The organism is Janthinobacterium sp. LPB2021202312-11-4 (genome assembly GCF_037049705.1).
In the GTDB taxonomy this organism is placed as follows: Bacteria; Pseudomonadota; Gammaproteobacteria; order Pseudomonadales; family Pseudomonadaceae; genus Aquipseudomonas.
Genome location: NZ_JBAGKV010000015.1, coordinates 78,906 through 94,554, shown reverse-complemented (window position 1 = coordinate 94,554; position 15,649 = coordinate 78,906). Strand labels below are relative to the sequence as shown.

Genomic DNA, 15,649 nt, shown 5'->3' with positions numbered 1-15,649 from the left:
CCCCTTAATCGGGGCCTTTGTCGTTTATGCCTGTTGGGCGGCACGACCCTTGCTGTGATTATCGCTTCTGGCGTGCCATCAATTTAATGGCGTCAAAGCAGAGGGATATTCCCGTGTCAGCCATTCTCTCACTGTTACAAAGCCGACTTCTGCGGCCCGTGTTCGTTACCCTTGGTATCGCCCTTTTGGTGCAAGTGCTGGTGGCCGTCGCCCTGACCCGGAGCACAGTCACTGCGCTGGAAGCCGACTTGGGTGTGCGCCTGGGTGCCGACAGTCAAAAACTCTCTGGCGAACTGGAGCAGGCGGGGCGTGAAGTCACGTCGAGCCTCGACAGCTTGTCCACCAATACCCGTCAGCGACTCGCCGCCGGTCTTTCTTCGCGTCTGAAGGACGAACAGGCGCAGTTGCGTACGACATTGGAAAAAGACCTGAAGGACTCCGCCAATGATATGGCGCAGCTTCTGGCCTCGGTCGCCCCCCGCGCCATGTGGGACAGCGACGTTCCAACCTTGTCCGAATTCGCTCGTCGGGCCCAGCGCAATCCGAACGTGTTGTTCGTGATCTACGACGATGCCACCGGCCAGCACCTGACGCGCTATTTGAATCGCGAGAACCCGATCAACAAAGCGCTGCTGGAAAAAGGCCAGGGCGAACGCGCACTGGACAAAGTGCTGGATGCGGCGAAGAACGATCCGTCGGTCTACTACCTCGAAGCTTCAATCAGCCCCAATGGCGTGGAGATCGGCAAGGTCCTGATGGGCGTCTCCACCGCGTCCGTGGAAGTTGATCTGGCGGCCCTCGACAAGCGCTTCACCGCGCTGATTGCCAGCAGTGATCAGCTGGTCGGCGACAGCCTCAAAGGCGCGGCGGCGGACAGTGCGGCCGCGATGGGCGCGCGTCTGAAATCGGCGCAGTCCACGGCATCTGAAATGCAGGCCAACACCACCAGCACCGTGCAGGAAGCGGCGGGCACCTTGCGCTGGCGCATCGGCATGGGCCTGGCGGGCGTGGGTTTCGGCGTGTTGCTGTTGCTGGCGATAGTGTTGGGTCACCGGGTGGTTAACCGCTTGAAGATGCTGATCAGCGCCATGGACGATCTGGCGGCGGGTGAGGGCGACCTGACCAAGCGCGTGCAGATCAGCAGCAAGGACGAAATCGGCGATATGGCCTCGGCGGTCAATCGCTTTGTGGATAAGTTACAGCCGATCGTCCGTGAGGCGGGCGATGTGGCTCAGCGTACCGGCGTGGAAATCGGCGCCATGACCTTGCGCAATGCCGGGGCTGATGCGGCGGCCGGTATGCAGCGTGATGAAGTGGCCGAGAGCCTGCGGGCGTTGTCGCAGATGGCCGATGAGGCGCAGTCCGAAAGCCATGCGATGCAGGCAGCCTTGCAGCAAGTGGTGGACATTCGTTCGGCCACCGATGAAAACACTCGGACCTCGGCGAAGGTCGGCAGTCTGATCGAGGCGTTGGCCGGGCAAGTCGACACCGGGGCGAAGGTGATCGAGCGTCTGGCGCAGCAAAGTGAACAGATTGAAGTGGTGCTGACGGTGATTCACGGGATCGCCGAGCAAACCAACCTGCTGGCGCTGAACGCGGCCATCGAAGCGGCGCGGGCCGGCGAGACCGGTCGCGGCTTTGCCGTGGTAGCGGACGAAGTGCGGGCGCTGGCGAGCAAGACTCAGAGCTCAACCGGCGATATCCAGGCGCACATCGTTGCCTTGCAGCAAGGGGCGCGTGAGGCGGTGGCGGCGATTGGTCAGGCCGGGCGTCAGGCGAGCGAAGGGTTGCTGGTGTTGCGTGACAGCGCACGGTTGCAGCAATCGGTGCAGGTCTCGGTCGAGCAGGTGCATGCGGCGATTGGTCTGGCGACCCAGGCAGCGGCGCATCAGGCGCAGGGTGCGCAGGCTGTGCGGGGGCGGGTTGAAACCATTCATGCTCAGGCTGAGAAAGCGGCTCAGGCAGTGGTGGAGACCACGGCCAGCGGCAAGGTGCTGGATGGGTTGGCGGCGCAGTTGAAGGCGAGCCTGGGGCAGTTCAGGGCCTGAGATCAAAAGATCGCAGCCTTCGGCAGCTCCTACGTGGGGATTCGCATTTCCCTGTAGGAGCTGCCGAAGGCTGCGATCTTTTGCTTTATCAACGGCTCAAATACATCCGCGTCGTTAACAGGTACACCGGCAACCCCGACACCAGAATCAACAGCGCCGCATAAGGCGCTGCCGCCGCAAACTCCACGTTCGCGGTATGCGCCCAGACTTCCGTCGCCAGGGTGTTCAACCCGGTTGGGCTCAATAGCAGCGTTGCCGTCAGCTCCTTCATCGCATCCAGAAACACCAACGCAAACGCCGCACCCAATGCCGGAAAGATAATCGGCAAGGTCACCCGGCAAAACGCACTGAACGACGACGCACCCAGCGTGCGAGCGGCCTCTTCCAGTTGCGGTGCAGCCTTGTTCAGCGCGGTGCGAATCGGTGCTTGAGCCAGCGGCAGAAACAGCAACGCATAAGCAATCAGCAACAACATCGACGTCTGGTACAGCGCCGGCACATAGTGCAGGGCGAAATACACCAGGGTCAGGGCAATCACCAGGCCTGGCAGCGCGTGCAGCAGATACGGCAAACGCTCGGCCCAAATCGCCAGTTGACCTTTGTAGCGCACCACCAGCAGCCCCACGGGCACCGCCAGCACCAGACACAATGCCGCGCCGCCCAGCGAGAGCGCCAGTGACGACAACAGCGCTTCGCTGATCGCCGCCACCGGGAACGCTGCTGACGAGCCGACCGCCAGCCAGTACGCCAGCATCCCCAAGGGAATGCCGCTACCAATGATCGCCAGTGCCAGGCAATAAATCTGTCCAGCCGCTGCCCAGGGCCCCAATCGAACCTGTTCCGCACGCCGCGCCGCGCCCTGGCCGGTGCGCACATGACGACCTTTGCCGCGTATCCGCAACTCAAGCCACAGCAGCACCAGACACAGCGCCAGCAGTACGGCCGAAAGCATGGCGGCATTGGCGTTGCTGAATTCCAGTTCGAATTGCTGATAGATCGCCGTGGTGAACGTCTGCAAGCCGATGATCGACAGCGCGCCGAACTCCACCAGCATGTGCAACGCAATCAGCAGCGAGCCGGCCAACAGCGACGGCCAGAGTAGCGGCAGGGTGATCCGGAAAAACACGCCCCAGCGATTCTGCCCCAGGGTGCGGGCGGACTCTTCCAGCGACGGATCAAGATTGCGCAGCGTCGCCGCCACCGGCAGAAACACCAGCGGATACTTGGACAGGGTCATCACCAGAATCGCCCCACCCAAACCTTCGAAATGCGCGCTGAGGGACACCCAGGTAAAGCTGCTGACAAACGCGGGCACGGCGAACGGCAGGCAGAGGATCACGCCCCAGATTCGCCGGCCCTTCAGATTGCTGCGTTCCAGTAGCCATGCCAGCGACAAACCGATCACGCCGCACGCCAGGGTCACGCCAATCATCAACGACAGCGTGTTGCGCAGCAGGCCAAACACATACGGTCGCCACAGCAAATGCAACGCCTCGGCCCAGCCTGCTTGCCAGGCCTTGAGCCCGACATAGGCCAACGGCAACAGGCTGAGGGCTACCAGCAATAACACCGGCAGCACCAGCCAGATCGACGGCCGTTTGCGCCGAGGTGTGTAGCCCCCGCGAGCGGATAGCGAGGCGCTCATCAGTTCAAGCCAACGTCACGTTCCAGGTCCAGGGCTTCTTCGGCGTTGCCGAGGTCGGCCGGAGTGACTTTCGGCGCTTCAAGTTCGTTGAACGGCTTGAGTCCGCGATCCGATTCCATGCCGTTGTGCAGCGGGTATTCGGCGGTGGTCTGGGTGATTACGCGCTGACCTTCTTCGCTGGCCATGTAGGCGAGCAATTGCTGGGCTTCTTTTGGATGTTTGCTGGATTTCAGCACGGCAGCGCTGGAAACGGTGATTAGGCCGCCGACGTCGCCACCTGTGAAGTAATGCAGTTTCGAGTCGAGCTGGCCTTTTTCGCGTTGCAGGGCGAACCAGTAATAGTTGTTCACCAGCACCGTCGCGACTTCACCGTTTTCCACGGCTTTGAGGGCAACCATGTTGTTGCTGTAGACCTTGCCGAAGGCGCGCAGGCCGGTCAGCCATTCTTCGGCGGCGTCCATTCCGTGGGTCTTGATGATCGCCACGGCCTGCTCTTGGAACGCGCCGCTGCTTGGCACGAAGCCGACTTTGCCTTGCCATTTCGGATCGGAGAACTCCATCACCGATTTAGGCAGGTCTTTTTCGTCGACCAGTTTCGGGTTGAAGGCGACCACGCGGACCCGGGCGGTGATGCCGATCCAGGTGCCATTGCCTGCGACGTAATCCTTTGGCAGGACGGCGAGGGTGGCGGCGTCGGTCTGGGCCAGCAAGCCTTGTTCGCCGAGTTTGTTCAGCGGCGGCGATTCTTCGGTGTAGATCACGTCAGCGGGGGAGCGATCGCCTTCTTCGACGACCTGGCTGGCGAGCTGGTTGCTGCTGCCCTTGCGCACGTTAACGTGAATCCCGGTCTTGGCTTCAAAGGCTTTGGCGACGGCATCGCCGACTTCTTTGTGTTGACCGTTATAGAGGGTCAGGGAAGCCGTGTCGGCGGCTTGGGTGAGGGGAGTGGCGAGAGCCAGGCCGAGGAGGGTAGAGATCAGGCCACGGCGCAGGGTATTTCGAAACATCATTCGCAGGGTTCCTCACTGTCGCATTGCAAAAACTTGCAACAATGATAAACGATATTGTTTCTCAAGTGCGCCTTGCGGGGCTGGCGAGGCTCTGCTAGAGCGGCCAGTGTTGATCCCCGTAGGAGCTGCCGAAGGCTGCGATCTTTTGACTTTGATCTTTTTACAAATAACATCAAGATCAAAAGATCGCAGCCTTCGGCAGCTCCTACGGGAGGTGGGTCTTTATCTTGGTGGGATTTTTGAACGCCAGAAACGCAAAAACCCGCTTTCGCGGGTTTTTGTGAAATTTCAGATCGACTCTGAAATTTGAATTGGTGCCCAGAAGAAGACTCGAACTTCCACGACCTTGCGGTCACCAGCACCTGAAGCTGGCGTGTCTACCAATTTCACCATCTGGGCAGTATCAGCAACGTTGCCGCTGTTGATGTGGCGCACTATACGGAGAGCTTTTAAATCTGTAAACCCCTGATTTAGTTTTAATAAATCAGAAGCTTAGAATGCAAAAAACCCGCTTTCGCGGGTTTTTGTGTGAGCCTTGAAATTGATCTAATCTCAAGCTCGAAATTGGTGCCCAGAAGAAGACTCGAACTTCCACGACCTTGCGGTCACCAGCACCTGAAGCTGGCGTGTCTACCAATTTCACCATCTGGGCAGTATCGGCAGCGCTAGTGCGTCGTCGATGGCGCGCACTATACGGAGCGTCTTTTTAACTGTAAACCCCTGAGGTCAAAAAAACCTGGAATATTTCGCCAGTGGCATTTAATTCAGCTTCGCGGTGTCAATAAAGGGCTTTAGATGGGCTGTCACAGCCTGAAATTTCCCGTTTCATTACGCCTATGCCAAACTAACCCGCATATAGACAAGGTGAAAACTCTCTAATGGCCGATTGGCAGTCCCTCGATCCCGAGGCCGCTCGTGAAGCGGAAAAATATGAAAACCCTATTCCTAGCCGCGAACTGATCCTTCAGCACCTTGCTGATCGAGGTTCGCCTGCTAACCGCGAGCAACTGGTCGAAGAGTTTGGTCTGACCACAGAAGACCAGATCGAAGCCCTGCGCCGCCGCCTGCGCGCCATGGAGCGCGACGCTCAACTCATCTATACCCGTCGCGGCACTTATGCGCCGGTGGACAAGCTCGACCTGATCCTGGGCCGCATCAGCGGTCACCGTGACGGTTTCGGCTTCCTCGTCCCGGACGACGGCAGTGACGACCTGTTCATGAGCCCGGCGCAAATGCGCCTGGTGTTCGACGGCGACCGTGCCCTGGCGCGGGTTTCCGGCCTGGACCGTCGCGGTCGCCGCGAAGGCATGATCGTCGAAGTGGTGTCCCGTGCTCACGAGACCATCGTCGGCCGTTACTTCGAAGAGGGCGGTATCGGCTTCGTGGTCGCGGATAACCCGAAGATCCAGCAAGAAGTGCTGGTCACCCCGGGCCGCAACGCCAACGCGCAGATCGGTCAATTCGTCGAAGTGAAGATCACTCACTGGCCGACGCCACGCTTCCAGCCGCAAGGCGACGTGGTTGAAGTCGTGGGTAACTACATGGCGCCGGGCATGGAAATCGACGTTGCCCTGCGCGCGTACGATATCCCGCACGTATGGCCTGAGGCGGTGTTGAAAGAAGCCGCCAAGCTCAAGCCTGAAGTCGAAGAGAAAGACAAAGAGAAGCGCATCGACCTGCGCCATCTGCCGTTCGTGACCATCGACGGTGAAGATGCGCGCGACTTCGATGACGCTGTTTACTGCGAATCCAAGCCCGGCAAGCTGCGCCTGTTCTCCGGTGGCTGGAAGTTGTACGTGGCGATTGCCGACGTCTCCAGTTACGTGAAGATCGGTTCGGCCCTGGACAACGAATCCCAGGTTCGCGGCAACTCGGTGTACTTCCCCGAGCGCGTCGTGCCGATGCTGCCTGAGCAACTGTCCAACGGCCTGTGCTCGCTGAACCCGCATGTCGATCGCCTGGCCATGGTTTGCGAGATGACCATCTCCAAATCCGGCGAGATGACTGACTACTGCTTCTACGAAGCGGTGATTCACTCCCACGCTCGCCTGACCTACAACAAAGTCAGCGCGATGCTGGAAACGCCGAAACTCACCGAAGCACGTCAGCTTCGTGGCGAGTACACCGACGTTCTGCCGCACCTCAAGCAGCTTTACGCACTGTACAAAGTGTTGCTGGGCGCTCGTCACGTGCGTGGCGCGATCGATTTCGAAACCCAGGAAACCCGGATCATCTTCGGTACCGAGCGCAAGATTGCCGAAATCCGTCCGACCGTGCGTAACGATGCGCACAAACTGATCGAGGAATGCATGCTGGCGGCCAACGTGGCCACGGCTGAATTCCTGAAGAAACACGAAATTCCTGCGCTGTATCGCGTACACAACGGTCCGCCACCGGAGCGTCTGGAAAAACTGCGCGCCTTCCTGGGTGAGCTCGGCCTGTCCCTGCACAAAGGCAAGGACGGCCCGTCGCCGAAGGATTACCAGGCCTTGCTGGCGAGCATCAAGGACCGTCCGGATTTCCACCTGATCCAGACCGTCATGCTGCGTTCGTTGAGCCAAGCGGTGTACAGCGCCGATAACCAAGGCCACTTCGGCCTGAATTACGAAGCCTATACCCACTTCACCTCGCCGATCCGCCGCTACCCGGACTTGCTCACGCACCGGGCGATCCGCAGCGTCATCCATTCGAAGCAGGACACCCCGCACGTTCGCCGTGCCGGTGCGATGACGATTCCGAAAGCGCGCATCTATCCGTACGACGAAGCGGCCCTGGAGCAACTCGGCGAGCAATGCTCGATGAGTGAGCGCCGTGCCGATGAAGCGACCCGCGATGTGGTGAACTGGCTCAAGTGCGAGTTCATGAAAGACCGCGTGGGCGAGTCGTTCCCGGGTGTGATCACTGCGGTGACCGGTTTCGGCCTGTTCGTCGAGCTGACCGATATCTACGTCGAAGGCCTGGTGCACGTCACCGCGCTGCCGGGGGATTACTACCACTTCGATCCTGTGCACCACCGTCTCGCCGGTGAGCGTACCGGTCGCAGCTTCCGCCTCGGCGACACCGTTGAAGTGCGCGTGATGCGCGTTGACCTCGACGAACGCAAGATCGACTTCGAGATGGCTGAAAAAACCATCAGCGCGCCGATCGGTCGCAAGAAGCGCGGTACTGAAACAACCGCTCCGGCCGGCAAAACCGCCGCAGAACCGGCCCCGGCAAAAACCGGTCGTCGTCCTGCCAAGGAAAAAGCCCCGGAAGCCTATCGCCCAAGCGATGCGGCGGCAAAAAACGCCGAGCTGCGCAAAAGCCGTGAACTGAAACAGGCATTGCTGTCTGAAGCGAAAAGCGGCGGTAAAGCGGCGTCTGGGGGAAAGACCGGACGGTCGGCGCCTGACAAGGCTCCCGGCAGCAAACCGAGCAAACACCGTAAAGGCCCGCCAAAAGCGGGTTCGGCTCCAGCTGCCAAAAGCGGCGGGGCACGTAAACCTAAGGCCAAGTCATGAGTCAGTTGGAAAAAATCTACGGCGTACATGCGGTAGAAGCGTTGCTGCGTCACCACCCGAAACGCGTCAAGCAGATCTGGCTGGCTGAAGGCCGCAGCGAGCCGCGTGTACAGGCGCTGATCGCGCTGGCGAGTGAAAATCGCGTGCCCGTCGGCAACGCTGAGCGTCGTGAACTCGATGCCTGGGTTGATGGCGTGCACCAGGGTGTGGTGGCGGACGTGAGTCCGAGCCAGGTCTGGGGCGAGGCGATGCTCGACGAGTTGCTGGATCGCTCCGAAGGCGCGCCGCTGTTGCTGGTGCTCGACGGCGTGACCGACCCGCACAACCTCGGCGCTTGCCTGCGCTCGGCCGATGCGGCCGGTGCGCTGGCGGTGATCGTGCCGAAGGACAAGTCAGCCACGCTGACCCCGACGGTACGTAAAGTGGCCTGCGGCGCGGCGGAAGTGATTCCGTTGGTCGCCGTGACCAACCTGGCGCGCACCCTGGAAAAACTCAAGCAGCGCGGCTTGTGGGTTGTCGGTACGGCGGGCGAGGCTGAGCAGAGTCTGTATCAGCAAGACATGACCGGCCCGACCATCCTGATCATGGGCGCCGAAGGCAGCGGCATGCGTCGCCTGACCCGCGATCTGTGCGACTACCTGGTGCACTTGCCGATGGCCGGCAGCGTCAGCAGCCTCAACGTTTCCGTGGCGACCGGTGTGTGCCTGTTCGAGGCTCAGCGCCAGCGTAGCGTCAAGGCTGCCACCAAAAAGTCCTGATACAACGCCGGCCCCGTAGGAGCTGCCGAGTGAAACGAGGCTGCGATCTTTTGATTTTGGTTTTTTAGAAGATCAAAAGATCGCAGCCTCGTTTCACTCGGCAGCTCCTACGGGTCAGCATCCAGTCGCCGAGCAGGTGTTCGGCTTGGACCTCCGGTGATTGTTCAAATAATCACCAATTGCCTTGCGCCCTTTCTGTCCCTTCTCTACAATTGCGCCCCTTGCTGTGACGGCAGGCACGCATGTGTCTATCGCCGGCAAGTCCATAAGTGTCATTCACTCCTTGTCTGACCGTTTTTGAACGGCAGGCTACAACCCGTAAGGAGCATTCATGCGTCATTACGAAATCATCTTTTTGGTCCACCCGGATCAAAGCGAGCAAGTCGGCGGCATGGTAGAGCGTTACACCAAGCTGATCGAAGAAGACGGCGGCAAAATCCACCGTCTGGAAGATTGGGGCCGTCGTCAACTGGCCTACGCAATCAACAATGTTCACAAGGCTCACTACGTGATGCTGAACGTTGAATGCACTGGCAAGGCCCTGGCCGAGCTGGAAGACAACTTCCGCTACAACGATGCAGTGATCCGTAACCTGGTCATCCGTCGCGAAGAAGCCGTTACCGGCCAATCCGAGATGCTCAAGGCTGAAGAAAACCGCAGTGAGCGCCGTGAGCGTCGCGACCGTCCTGAGCACTCCGACGCCGAAGGCGTTGACAGTGATGACAGCGACAACAGCGATAACGCTGACGAGTAATCCACGGACCTTTTAAGGAGCCTATCAAATGGCACGTTTCTTCCGTCGTCGTAAATTCTGCCGCTTCACCGCTGAAGACGTGAAAGAGATCGATTACAAAGATCTCAACACTCTGAAAGCTTATGTATCCGAGACCGGCAAAATCGTTCCAAGCCGCATCACCGGTACCAAAGCACGTTATCAGCGTCAGCTGGCCACCGCTATCAAGCGCGCCCGCTTCCTGGCCCTGCTGGCCTACACCGACAGCCACGGCCGCTGAGACCGGGCAGTCGACACGTAGCAAAGGATTGAATGCATGCGCGCCATAGCTGAGTTCATCATGCGCGGCCGTATGCAGGCCACTCTGGTAGTGGCCGGATGCGCGACATTGCCGTTGTTGTATTGGTTGGGTGCTGCCGCAGGTTGCCTTGTGCTTCTGCGGCGCGGATTGAAGGACGCCATTGGCGTACTTGCTCTGGGACTGCTGCCGGCCTTGGCCTGGTGGCTTTACGCGGACGACCCACGGGCACTTCTGGTGCTGCTGGGGTCTTCGAGCCTTGCGTTGGTTTTGCGCGCAAGCGAGTCCTGGAACCGCGTGCTGCTGGTCAGCATAGCGATGGGAGTGGTGTTTGCAGTGGTGCTGGGGACAGCTTTTGCTCCCCAAATCGAGATGCTGGCGCAGGCCTTGATAAAGGTCATGCCGTCGCTACTCGGTGATGTCTACCAGAAGTTGTCGGTAGATGAGCAAGCGCGTTTCGCGTCCCTGATTGCACCCGTCCTGACCGGCCTGATTGCGGCCTTGTTGCAAATCGTCAGTGTGCTGAGCCTGCTTGTCGGGCGCTACTGGCAGGCGTTGTTGTACAACCCGGGTGGTTTTGGTCGCGAGTTTCGCGCCATCCGATTCCCGCTGGGGCTGGCGATGTTACTGCTGGCGTTCATGCTGCTGGGGCCGAACTTCGGTTCCCAGTTGGCGATGTTGACGCCGTTGTGCAGTGTACCGCTGGTGTTCGCCGGGCTGGCCCTGATTCACGGGCTGGTGGCGCAAAAGCGACTGGCCAGGTTCTGGCTGGTGGGGTTGTACGTGACGCTGTTGCTGTTTATGCAGCTGATCTATCCGTTGCTGGTGGTCTTGGCCATCGTCGACAGCCTGATTGATTTTCGCGGTCGTCTGGCGCCGAAAGACGCCGATAGCGCGAACGGTGAAGGTTAAAAGTTAAGAGGATTTTCACATGCAACTGATCCTTCTGGAAAAAGTCACCAACCTGGGCAACCTGGGTGACAAAGTGAACGTTAAGGCTGGTTACGGTCGTAACTACCTGCTGCCTTACGGCAAAGCTACCGCTGCGACCGCTGCCAACGTGGCTGCGTTCGAAGAGCGTCGCGCTGAGCTGGAAAAAGCCGCAGCAGATCGTAAAACTTCGGCTGAAAACCGCGCCGCCCAACTGGCTGAGCTGGAAGTGACTATCACTGCCACCGCTGGTGACGAAGGCAAGCTGTTCGGTTCGATCGGTACTCACGACATCGCTGATGCACTGACCGCCTCTGGCGTTGAAGTTGCAAAAAGCGAAGTTCGTCTGCCGAACGGCACCATCCGCAACGTAGGCGAATTCGACGTAGCCGTGCACCTGCACGCTGAAGTTGAAGCCACCGTACGCGTTGTCGTGGTAGCAGCTTAAGCAACACTTGATCGGCTGGCGGCTTGTCCGTCAGACGGTTAACATCGGGCACGATCCTGTTTACAGGTCGTGCCCTTTGTCTTTCTGAAACCCCAAATTCCAAGTGGCCATGAACGATATCTCCGCTCCTGAGCAATATGATCTGCAAACCGCTTCCCTGAAGGTGCCGCCGCACTCCATCGAGGCCGAACAGGCCGTGCTCGGTGGGTTGATGCTGGACAACAACGCCTGGGAACGCGTGCTCGATCAAGTGTCGGACGGCGATTTTTATCGGCATGACCACCGCCTGATCTTCCGTGCAATCGCCAAACTGGCGGACATGAACTCGCCAATCGACGTCGTGACCCTGGCCGAGCAATTGGACAAGGAAGGTCAGACTTCGCAAGTCGGCGGCCTCGGCTACCTCGGTGAACTGGCGAAAAACACGCCGTCCGTCGCCAACATCAAGGCCTATGCCCAAATCGTTCGTGCGCGGGCAACCTTGCGCCAGTTGATCGGCATTGCCACCGAAATCGCCGACAGCGCCTTCAACCCTGAAGGTCGTTCTGCCGAAGAGATTCTCGACGAAGCCGAACGGCAGATCTTCCAGATCGCCGAGGCCCGGCCAAAAACCGGCGGCCCGGTGAGCGTGAATGACCTGCTGACCAAGGCCATCGACCGCATCGACACCTTGTTCAACACCGACAACGCCATTACCGGCCTGTCCACCGGTTACACCGACCTCGACGGCATGACCAGCGGCTTGCAGCCGTCCGACCTGATCATCGTCGCCGGCCGTCCATCGATGGGTAAAACCACCTTTGCGATGAACCTGGTGGAAAACGCTGTGTTGCGCAGCGACAAGTGCGTTCTGGTGTACTCGCTGGAGATGCCAGGCGAATCGCTGATCATGCGTATGTTGTCGTCCCTGGGGCGCATCGACCAGACCAAGGTCCGGGCCGGTCGCCTCGAAGACGATGATTGGCCGCGCCTGACCTCGGCGGTCAACCTGCTCAACGATCGCAAGCTGTTTATCGACGATACCGCCGGTATCAGCCCCTCGGAGATGCGTGCGCGGACCCGTCGCCTGGTGCGTGAACACGGCGACGTCGCCCTGATCATGATCGACTACCTGCAGTTGATGCAGATCCCCGGTTCGGGCGGCGACAACCGGACCAACGAGATTTCCGAGATCTCCCGTTCCTTGAAGGCCCTGGCCAAGGAATTCAACTGCCCGGTGGTGGCGCTGTCCCAGCTCAACCGCTCCCTGGAACAACGGCCGAACAAACGCCCGATCAACTCCGACCTCCGGGAATCCGGAGCGATCGAGCAGGATGCTGACGTGATCATGTTCGTGTACCGGGATGAGGTGTATCACCCGGAAACCGAGCACAAAGGCATCGCCGAAATCATCATCGGTAAACAGCGGAACGGCCCGATCGGTACGTCACGCCTGGCGTTCATCGGCAAGTACACCCGTTTCGAAAACCTCGCGCCGGGCAGTTACAACTTCGACGACGAGTAAGTTGTGTAGTGCCTGACGGGGCCTCTTCGCGGGCAAGCCTCGCTCCTACAGGTCGTGTGTCGTTCACGAAATTGTGATTCAACATAGACCTGTAGGAGCGAGGCTTGCCCGCGAATGGGCTCGACACTAATTTCCGACCATTGCAGTCGGAATTGGTTATTTTTTGTGCTATATTCCGCGCCCGCGAAATTCAATGAAAGCCAACACCGGTTATCGACATGATGCAAGCAGCCAAGCCGTTATTTGACTATCCCAAGTACTGGGCCGAATGTTTCGGGCCAGCGCCATTCCTGCCCATGAGCAGGGAGGAGATGGATCAGCTCGGCTGGGATTCCTGCGACATCATCATCGTCACCGGTGATGCGTACGTTGACCATCCGTCGTTCGGCATGGCGATCATCGGCCGGCTGCTGGAGTCCCAGGGCTTCCGCGTCGGGATCATTGCCCAGCCGAACTGGCAGTCCAAAGACGACTTCATGAAGCTCGGCGAGCCGAACCTGTTTTTCGGTGTCGCGGCCGGCAACATGGACTCGATGATCAACCGCTACACCGCCGACAAGAAAATCCGTTCCGATGACGCCTACACCCCCGGTGGCCTGGCGGGCAAACGTCCGGATCGCGCGAGCCTGGTCTACAGCCAGCGCTGCAAAGAGGCCTACAAAAACGTGCCGATCGTGCTCGGTGGCATCGAAGCTTCCCTGCGCCGTATCGCCCACTACGATTACTGGCAGGACCGGGTGCGCAACTCGATCCTGATCGACGCCTGCGCCGACATCCTGCTCTACGGCAACGCCGAGCGGGCGATTGTCGAAGTCGCCCAGCGTCTGTCCTACGGGCACAAGATCGAAGACATCACCGACGTGCGCGGCACCGCGTTCATCCGTCGTGACACGCCGAAAGACTGGTACGAAGTCGATTCCACGCGCATCGACCGTCCGGGCAAGGTCGACAAGATCATCAACCCGTATGTGAACACCCAGGACACTCAGGCCTGCGCCATCGAGCAGGAAAAAGGTCCGGTTGAAGATCCGAGCGAAGCCAAGGTCGTGCAGATCCTGGCCAGCCCGAAGATGACTCGCGATAAAACCGTGATTCGTCTGCCGTCGGTTGAAAAAGTCCGTGGCGACGCCGTGCTCTACGCTCACGCCAACCGCGTGCTTCACCTGGAAACCAACCCGGGCAACGCCCGTGCGCTGGTGCAGAAGCATGGCGAAGTCGACGTCTGGTTCAACCCGCCGCCGATTCCGATGACCACCGATGAAATGGACTACGTGTTCGGCATGCCTTACGCACGGGTTCCGCACCCGGCGTACGGCAAGGAAAAGATTCCGGCCTACGACATGATCCGTTTCTCGGTGAACATCATGCGTGGCTGCTTCGGCGGCTGTACCTTCTGCTCGATCACTGAGCACGAAGGCCGGATCATCCAGAACCGTTCCGAAGAGTCGATCATTCGCGAAATCGAAGAGATCCGCGACAAGGTCCCAGGCTTCACCGGCGTCATTTCCGACCTCGGCGGCCCGACCGCGAACATGTACCGCATCGCCTGCAAGAGCCCGGAAATCGAATCCGCGTGCCGCAAGCCATCGTGCGTGTTCCCTGGCATCTGCCCGAACTTGAACACCGACCACTCGGCGTTGATTCAGCTGTATCGCAGCGCCCGTGCCTTGCCGGGTGTGAAGAAGATCCTGATCGCTTCCGGCCTGCGCTACGACCTCGCGGTCGAGTCGCCGGAATACGTTAAAGAGCTGGTGACCCACCACGTCGGCGGTTACTTGAAGATCGCCCCGGAACACACCGAGGAAGGTCCGCTCAACCAGATGATGAAGCCGGGCATTGGCAGCTATGACAAGTTCAAGCGCATGTTCGAGAAGTACACCAAGGAAGCCGGGAAAGAGCAGTACCTGATTCCGTACTTCATCGCCGCTCACCCGGGCACCACTGACGAAGACATGATGAACCTGGCCCTGTGGCTCAAGGGCAACGGCTTCCGCGCCGACCAGGTGCAGGCGTTCTACCCGTCGCCGATGGCCACCGCCACCGCGATGTATCACTCGGGCAAGAACCCGCTGCGCAAGGTCACTTACAAGAGCGACGCCGTGACCATCGTCAAGAGCGAAGAGCAGCGTCGTCTGCACAAGGCGTTCTTGCGTTATCACGACCCGAAAGGCTGGCCGATGCTGCGTGAAGCGCTGACCCGCATGGGCCGCGCCGATCTGATCGGGCCGGGCAAGACCCAGTTGATCCCCTTGCATCAACCGGCCACCGACAGCTACCAGAGCGCCCGTCGCAAGAACTCGACGCCGGCTGGCAGCCATAAAGTGGCGGGCGAGAAGACCACCAAGATCCTGACCCAGCACACCGGTTTGCCGCCGCGTGCCAGCGATGGTGGTAACTCGTGGGACAAGCGTGAACAGGCCAAGGCTGCGGCGTTCGCCCGCAACCAACAGGCTGCCAAGGACCGTAAGGATGCGGCCAAAGGCAAGGGGCCCAAGCCTGCACGTAAGCCGGTCGTGCCGCGTTAAGCGCTGACGGCTGATAACAGAACGCCAACCTTCGGGTTGGCGTTTTGCGTTGTGGATCAAGATCAAAAGATCGCAGCCTTCGGCAGCTCCTACGGGGGTATGCATTCCAACTGTAGGAGCTGCCGAAGGCTGCGATCTTTTGATCTTCGCCACATTTACGTGCAAACCGCCCAAACCAATTTCCCGCATCGCCCGATTTTGGTGCTGTACTGCCCTGAGCAAACCTGTGAAAGCGCCAGTCCTGTGTGAT

Annotated in this window: 11 protein-coding genes and 2 tRNA genes; 9 read left to right on the top strand and 4 right to left on the bottom strand. The window is 59.6% G+C overall.

The annotated features are described in order from the left end of the window. The first annotated feature begins 113 nt into the window (after window positions 1-113). Window positions 114-2,048: a methyl-accepting chemotaxis protein gene (locus V5E99_RS17285; protein WP_499803523.1), complete on the top strand. Its 1,935-nt coding sequence runs from the start codon at window positions 114-116 to the stop codon at window positions 2,046-2,048. An 88-nt stretch (window positions 2,049-2,136) separates the two neighbouring features. Here V5E99_RS17285 and V5E99_RS17280 read toward each other — a convergent pair whose 3' ends face one another. The 4 genes from V5E99_RS17280 to V5E99_RS17265 form a co-directional block, all read right to left on the bottom strand. Next, entirely contained in the window at window positions 2,137-3,693 is a 1,557-nt protein-coding gene (locus tag V5E99_RS17280; RefSeq protein ID WP_499803522.1) for an ABC transporter permease, read from the bottom strand. Then, window positions 3,693-4,703, bottom strand: coding sequence for an extracellular solute-binding protein (locus V5E99_RS17275; RefSeq protein ID WP_499803521.1), 1,011 nt, complete (start codon window positions 4,701-4,703; stop codon window positions 3,693-3,695). The genes V5E99_RS17280 and V5E99_RS17275 overlap by 1 nt, the downstream gene beginning before the upstream one ends. Before the next feature lie 312 nt (window positions 4,704-5,015). Next, window positions 5,016-5,102: transfer RNA gene (locus V5E99_RS17270), tRNA-Leu, on the bottom strand. Window positions 5,103-5,268: 166 nt separating this feature from the next. Then, window positions 5,269-5,355: transfer RNA gene (locus V5E99_RS17265), tRNA-Leu, on the bottom strand. A gap of 226 nt (window positions 5,356-5,581) precedes the next feature. On the opposite strand from V5E99_RS17265, the gene rnr reads away from it, so the two are divergent. The 8 genes from rnr to V5E99_RS17225 all read left to right on the top strand — a co-directional run bounded on the left by rnr (window position 5,582) and on the right by V5E99_RS17225 (window position 15,399). After that, on the top strand, window positions 5,582-8,203 hold the full coding sequence (gene rnr / locus V5E99_RS17260) for a ribonuclease R (protein WP_499803520.1): 2,622 nt from the start codon (window positions 5,582-5,584) through the stop codon (window positions 8,201-8,203). Further along, window positions 8,200-8,961 carry a 23S rRNA (guanosine(2251)-2'-O)-methyltransferase RlmB gene (gene rlmB, locus V5E99_RS17255; protein ID WP_499803519.1) on the top strand — a complete coding sequence of 254 codons (762 nt, stop codon included), beginning with the start codon at window positions 8,200-8,202 and terminating at the stop codon, window positions 8,959-8,961. The genes rnr and rlmB overlap by 4 nt, the downstream gene beginning before the upstream one ends. A 331-nt stretch (window positions 8,962-9,292) precedes the next feature. Beyond that, window positions 9,293-9,715 carry a 30S ribosomal protein S6 gene (rpsF, locus tag V5E99_RS17250; protein ID WP_007939579.1) on the top strand — a complete coding sequence of 141 codons (423 nt, stop codon included), beginning with the start codon at window positions 9,293-9,295 and terminating at the stop codon, window positions 9,713-9,715. Window positions 9,716-9,743: 28 nt separating this feature from the next. After that, a complete protein-coding gene (gene rpsR / locus V5E99_RS17245; RefSeq protein WP_002551829.1) occupies window positions 9,744-9,974 on the top strand; it encodes a 30S ribosomal protein S18 in 231 nt (76 codons plus the stop codon). 36 nt (window positions 9,975-10,010) lie between these two features. After that, complete coding sequence (locus V5E99_RS17240; protein ID WP_499803518.1) at window positions 10,011-10,904, top strand: hypothetical protein; 894 nt, start codon at window positions 10,011-10,013, stop codon at window positions 10,902-10,904. Between the two features lie 19 nt (window positions 10,905-10,923). Next, a complete protein-coding gene (gene rplI, locus V5E99_RS17235; RefSeq protein WP_054044100.1) occupies window positions 10,924-11,370 on the top strand; it encodes a 50S ribosomal protein L9 in 447 nt (148 codons plus the stop codon). A gap of 118 nt (window positions 11,371-11,488) precedes the next feature. Next, window positions 11,489-12,874 carry a replicative DNA helicase gene (gene dnaB, locus V5E99_RS17230; RefSeq protein WP_499803589.1) on the top strand — a complete coding sequence of 462 codons (1,386 nt, stop codon included), beginning with the start codon at window positions 11,489-11,491 and terminating at the stop codon, window positions 12,872-12,874. A gap of 218 nt (window positions 12,875-13,092) precedes the next feature. Then, window positions 13,093-15,399 (top strand): YgiQ family radical SAM protein, encoded by a 2,307-nt coding sequence (locus V5E99_RS17225; RefSeq protein ID WP_499803517.1) that lies wholly within the window; start codon window positions 13,093-13,095, stop codon window positions 15,397-15,399. The last annotated feature ends 250 nt before the right edge of the window (window positions 15,400-15,649 follow it).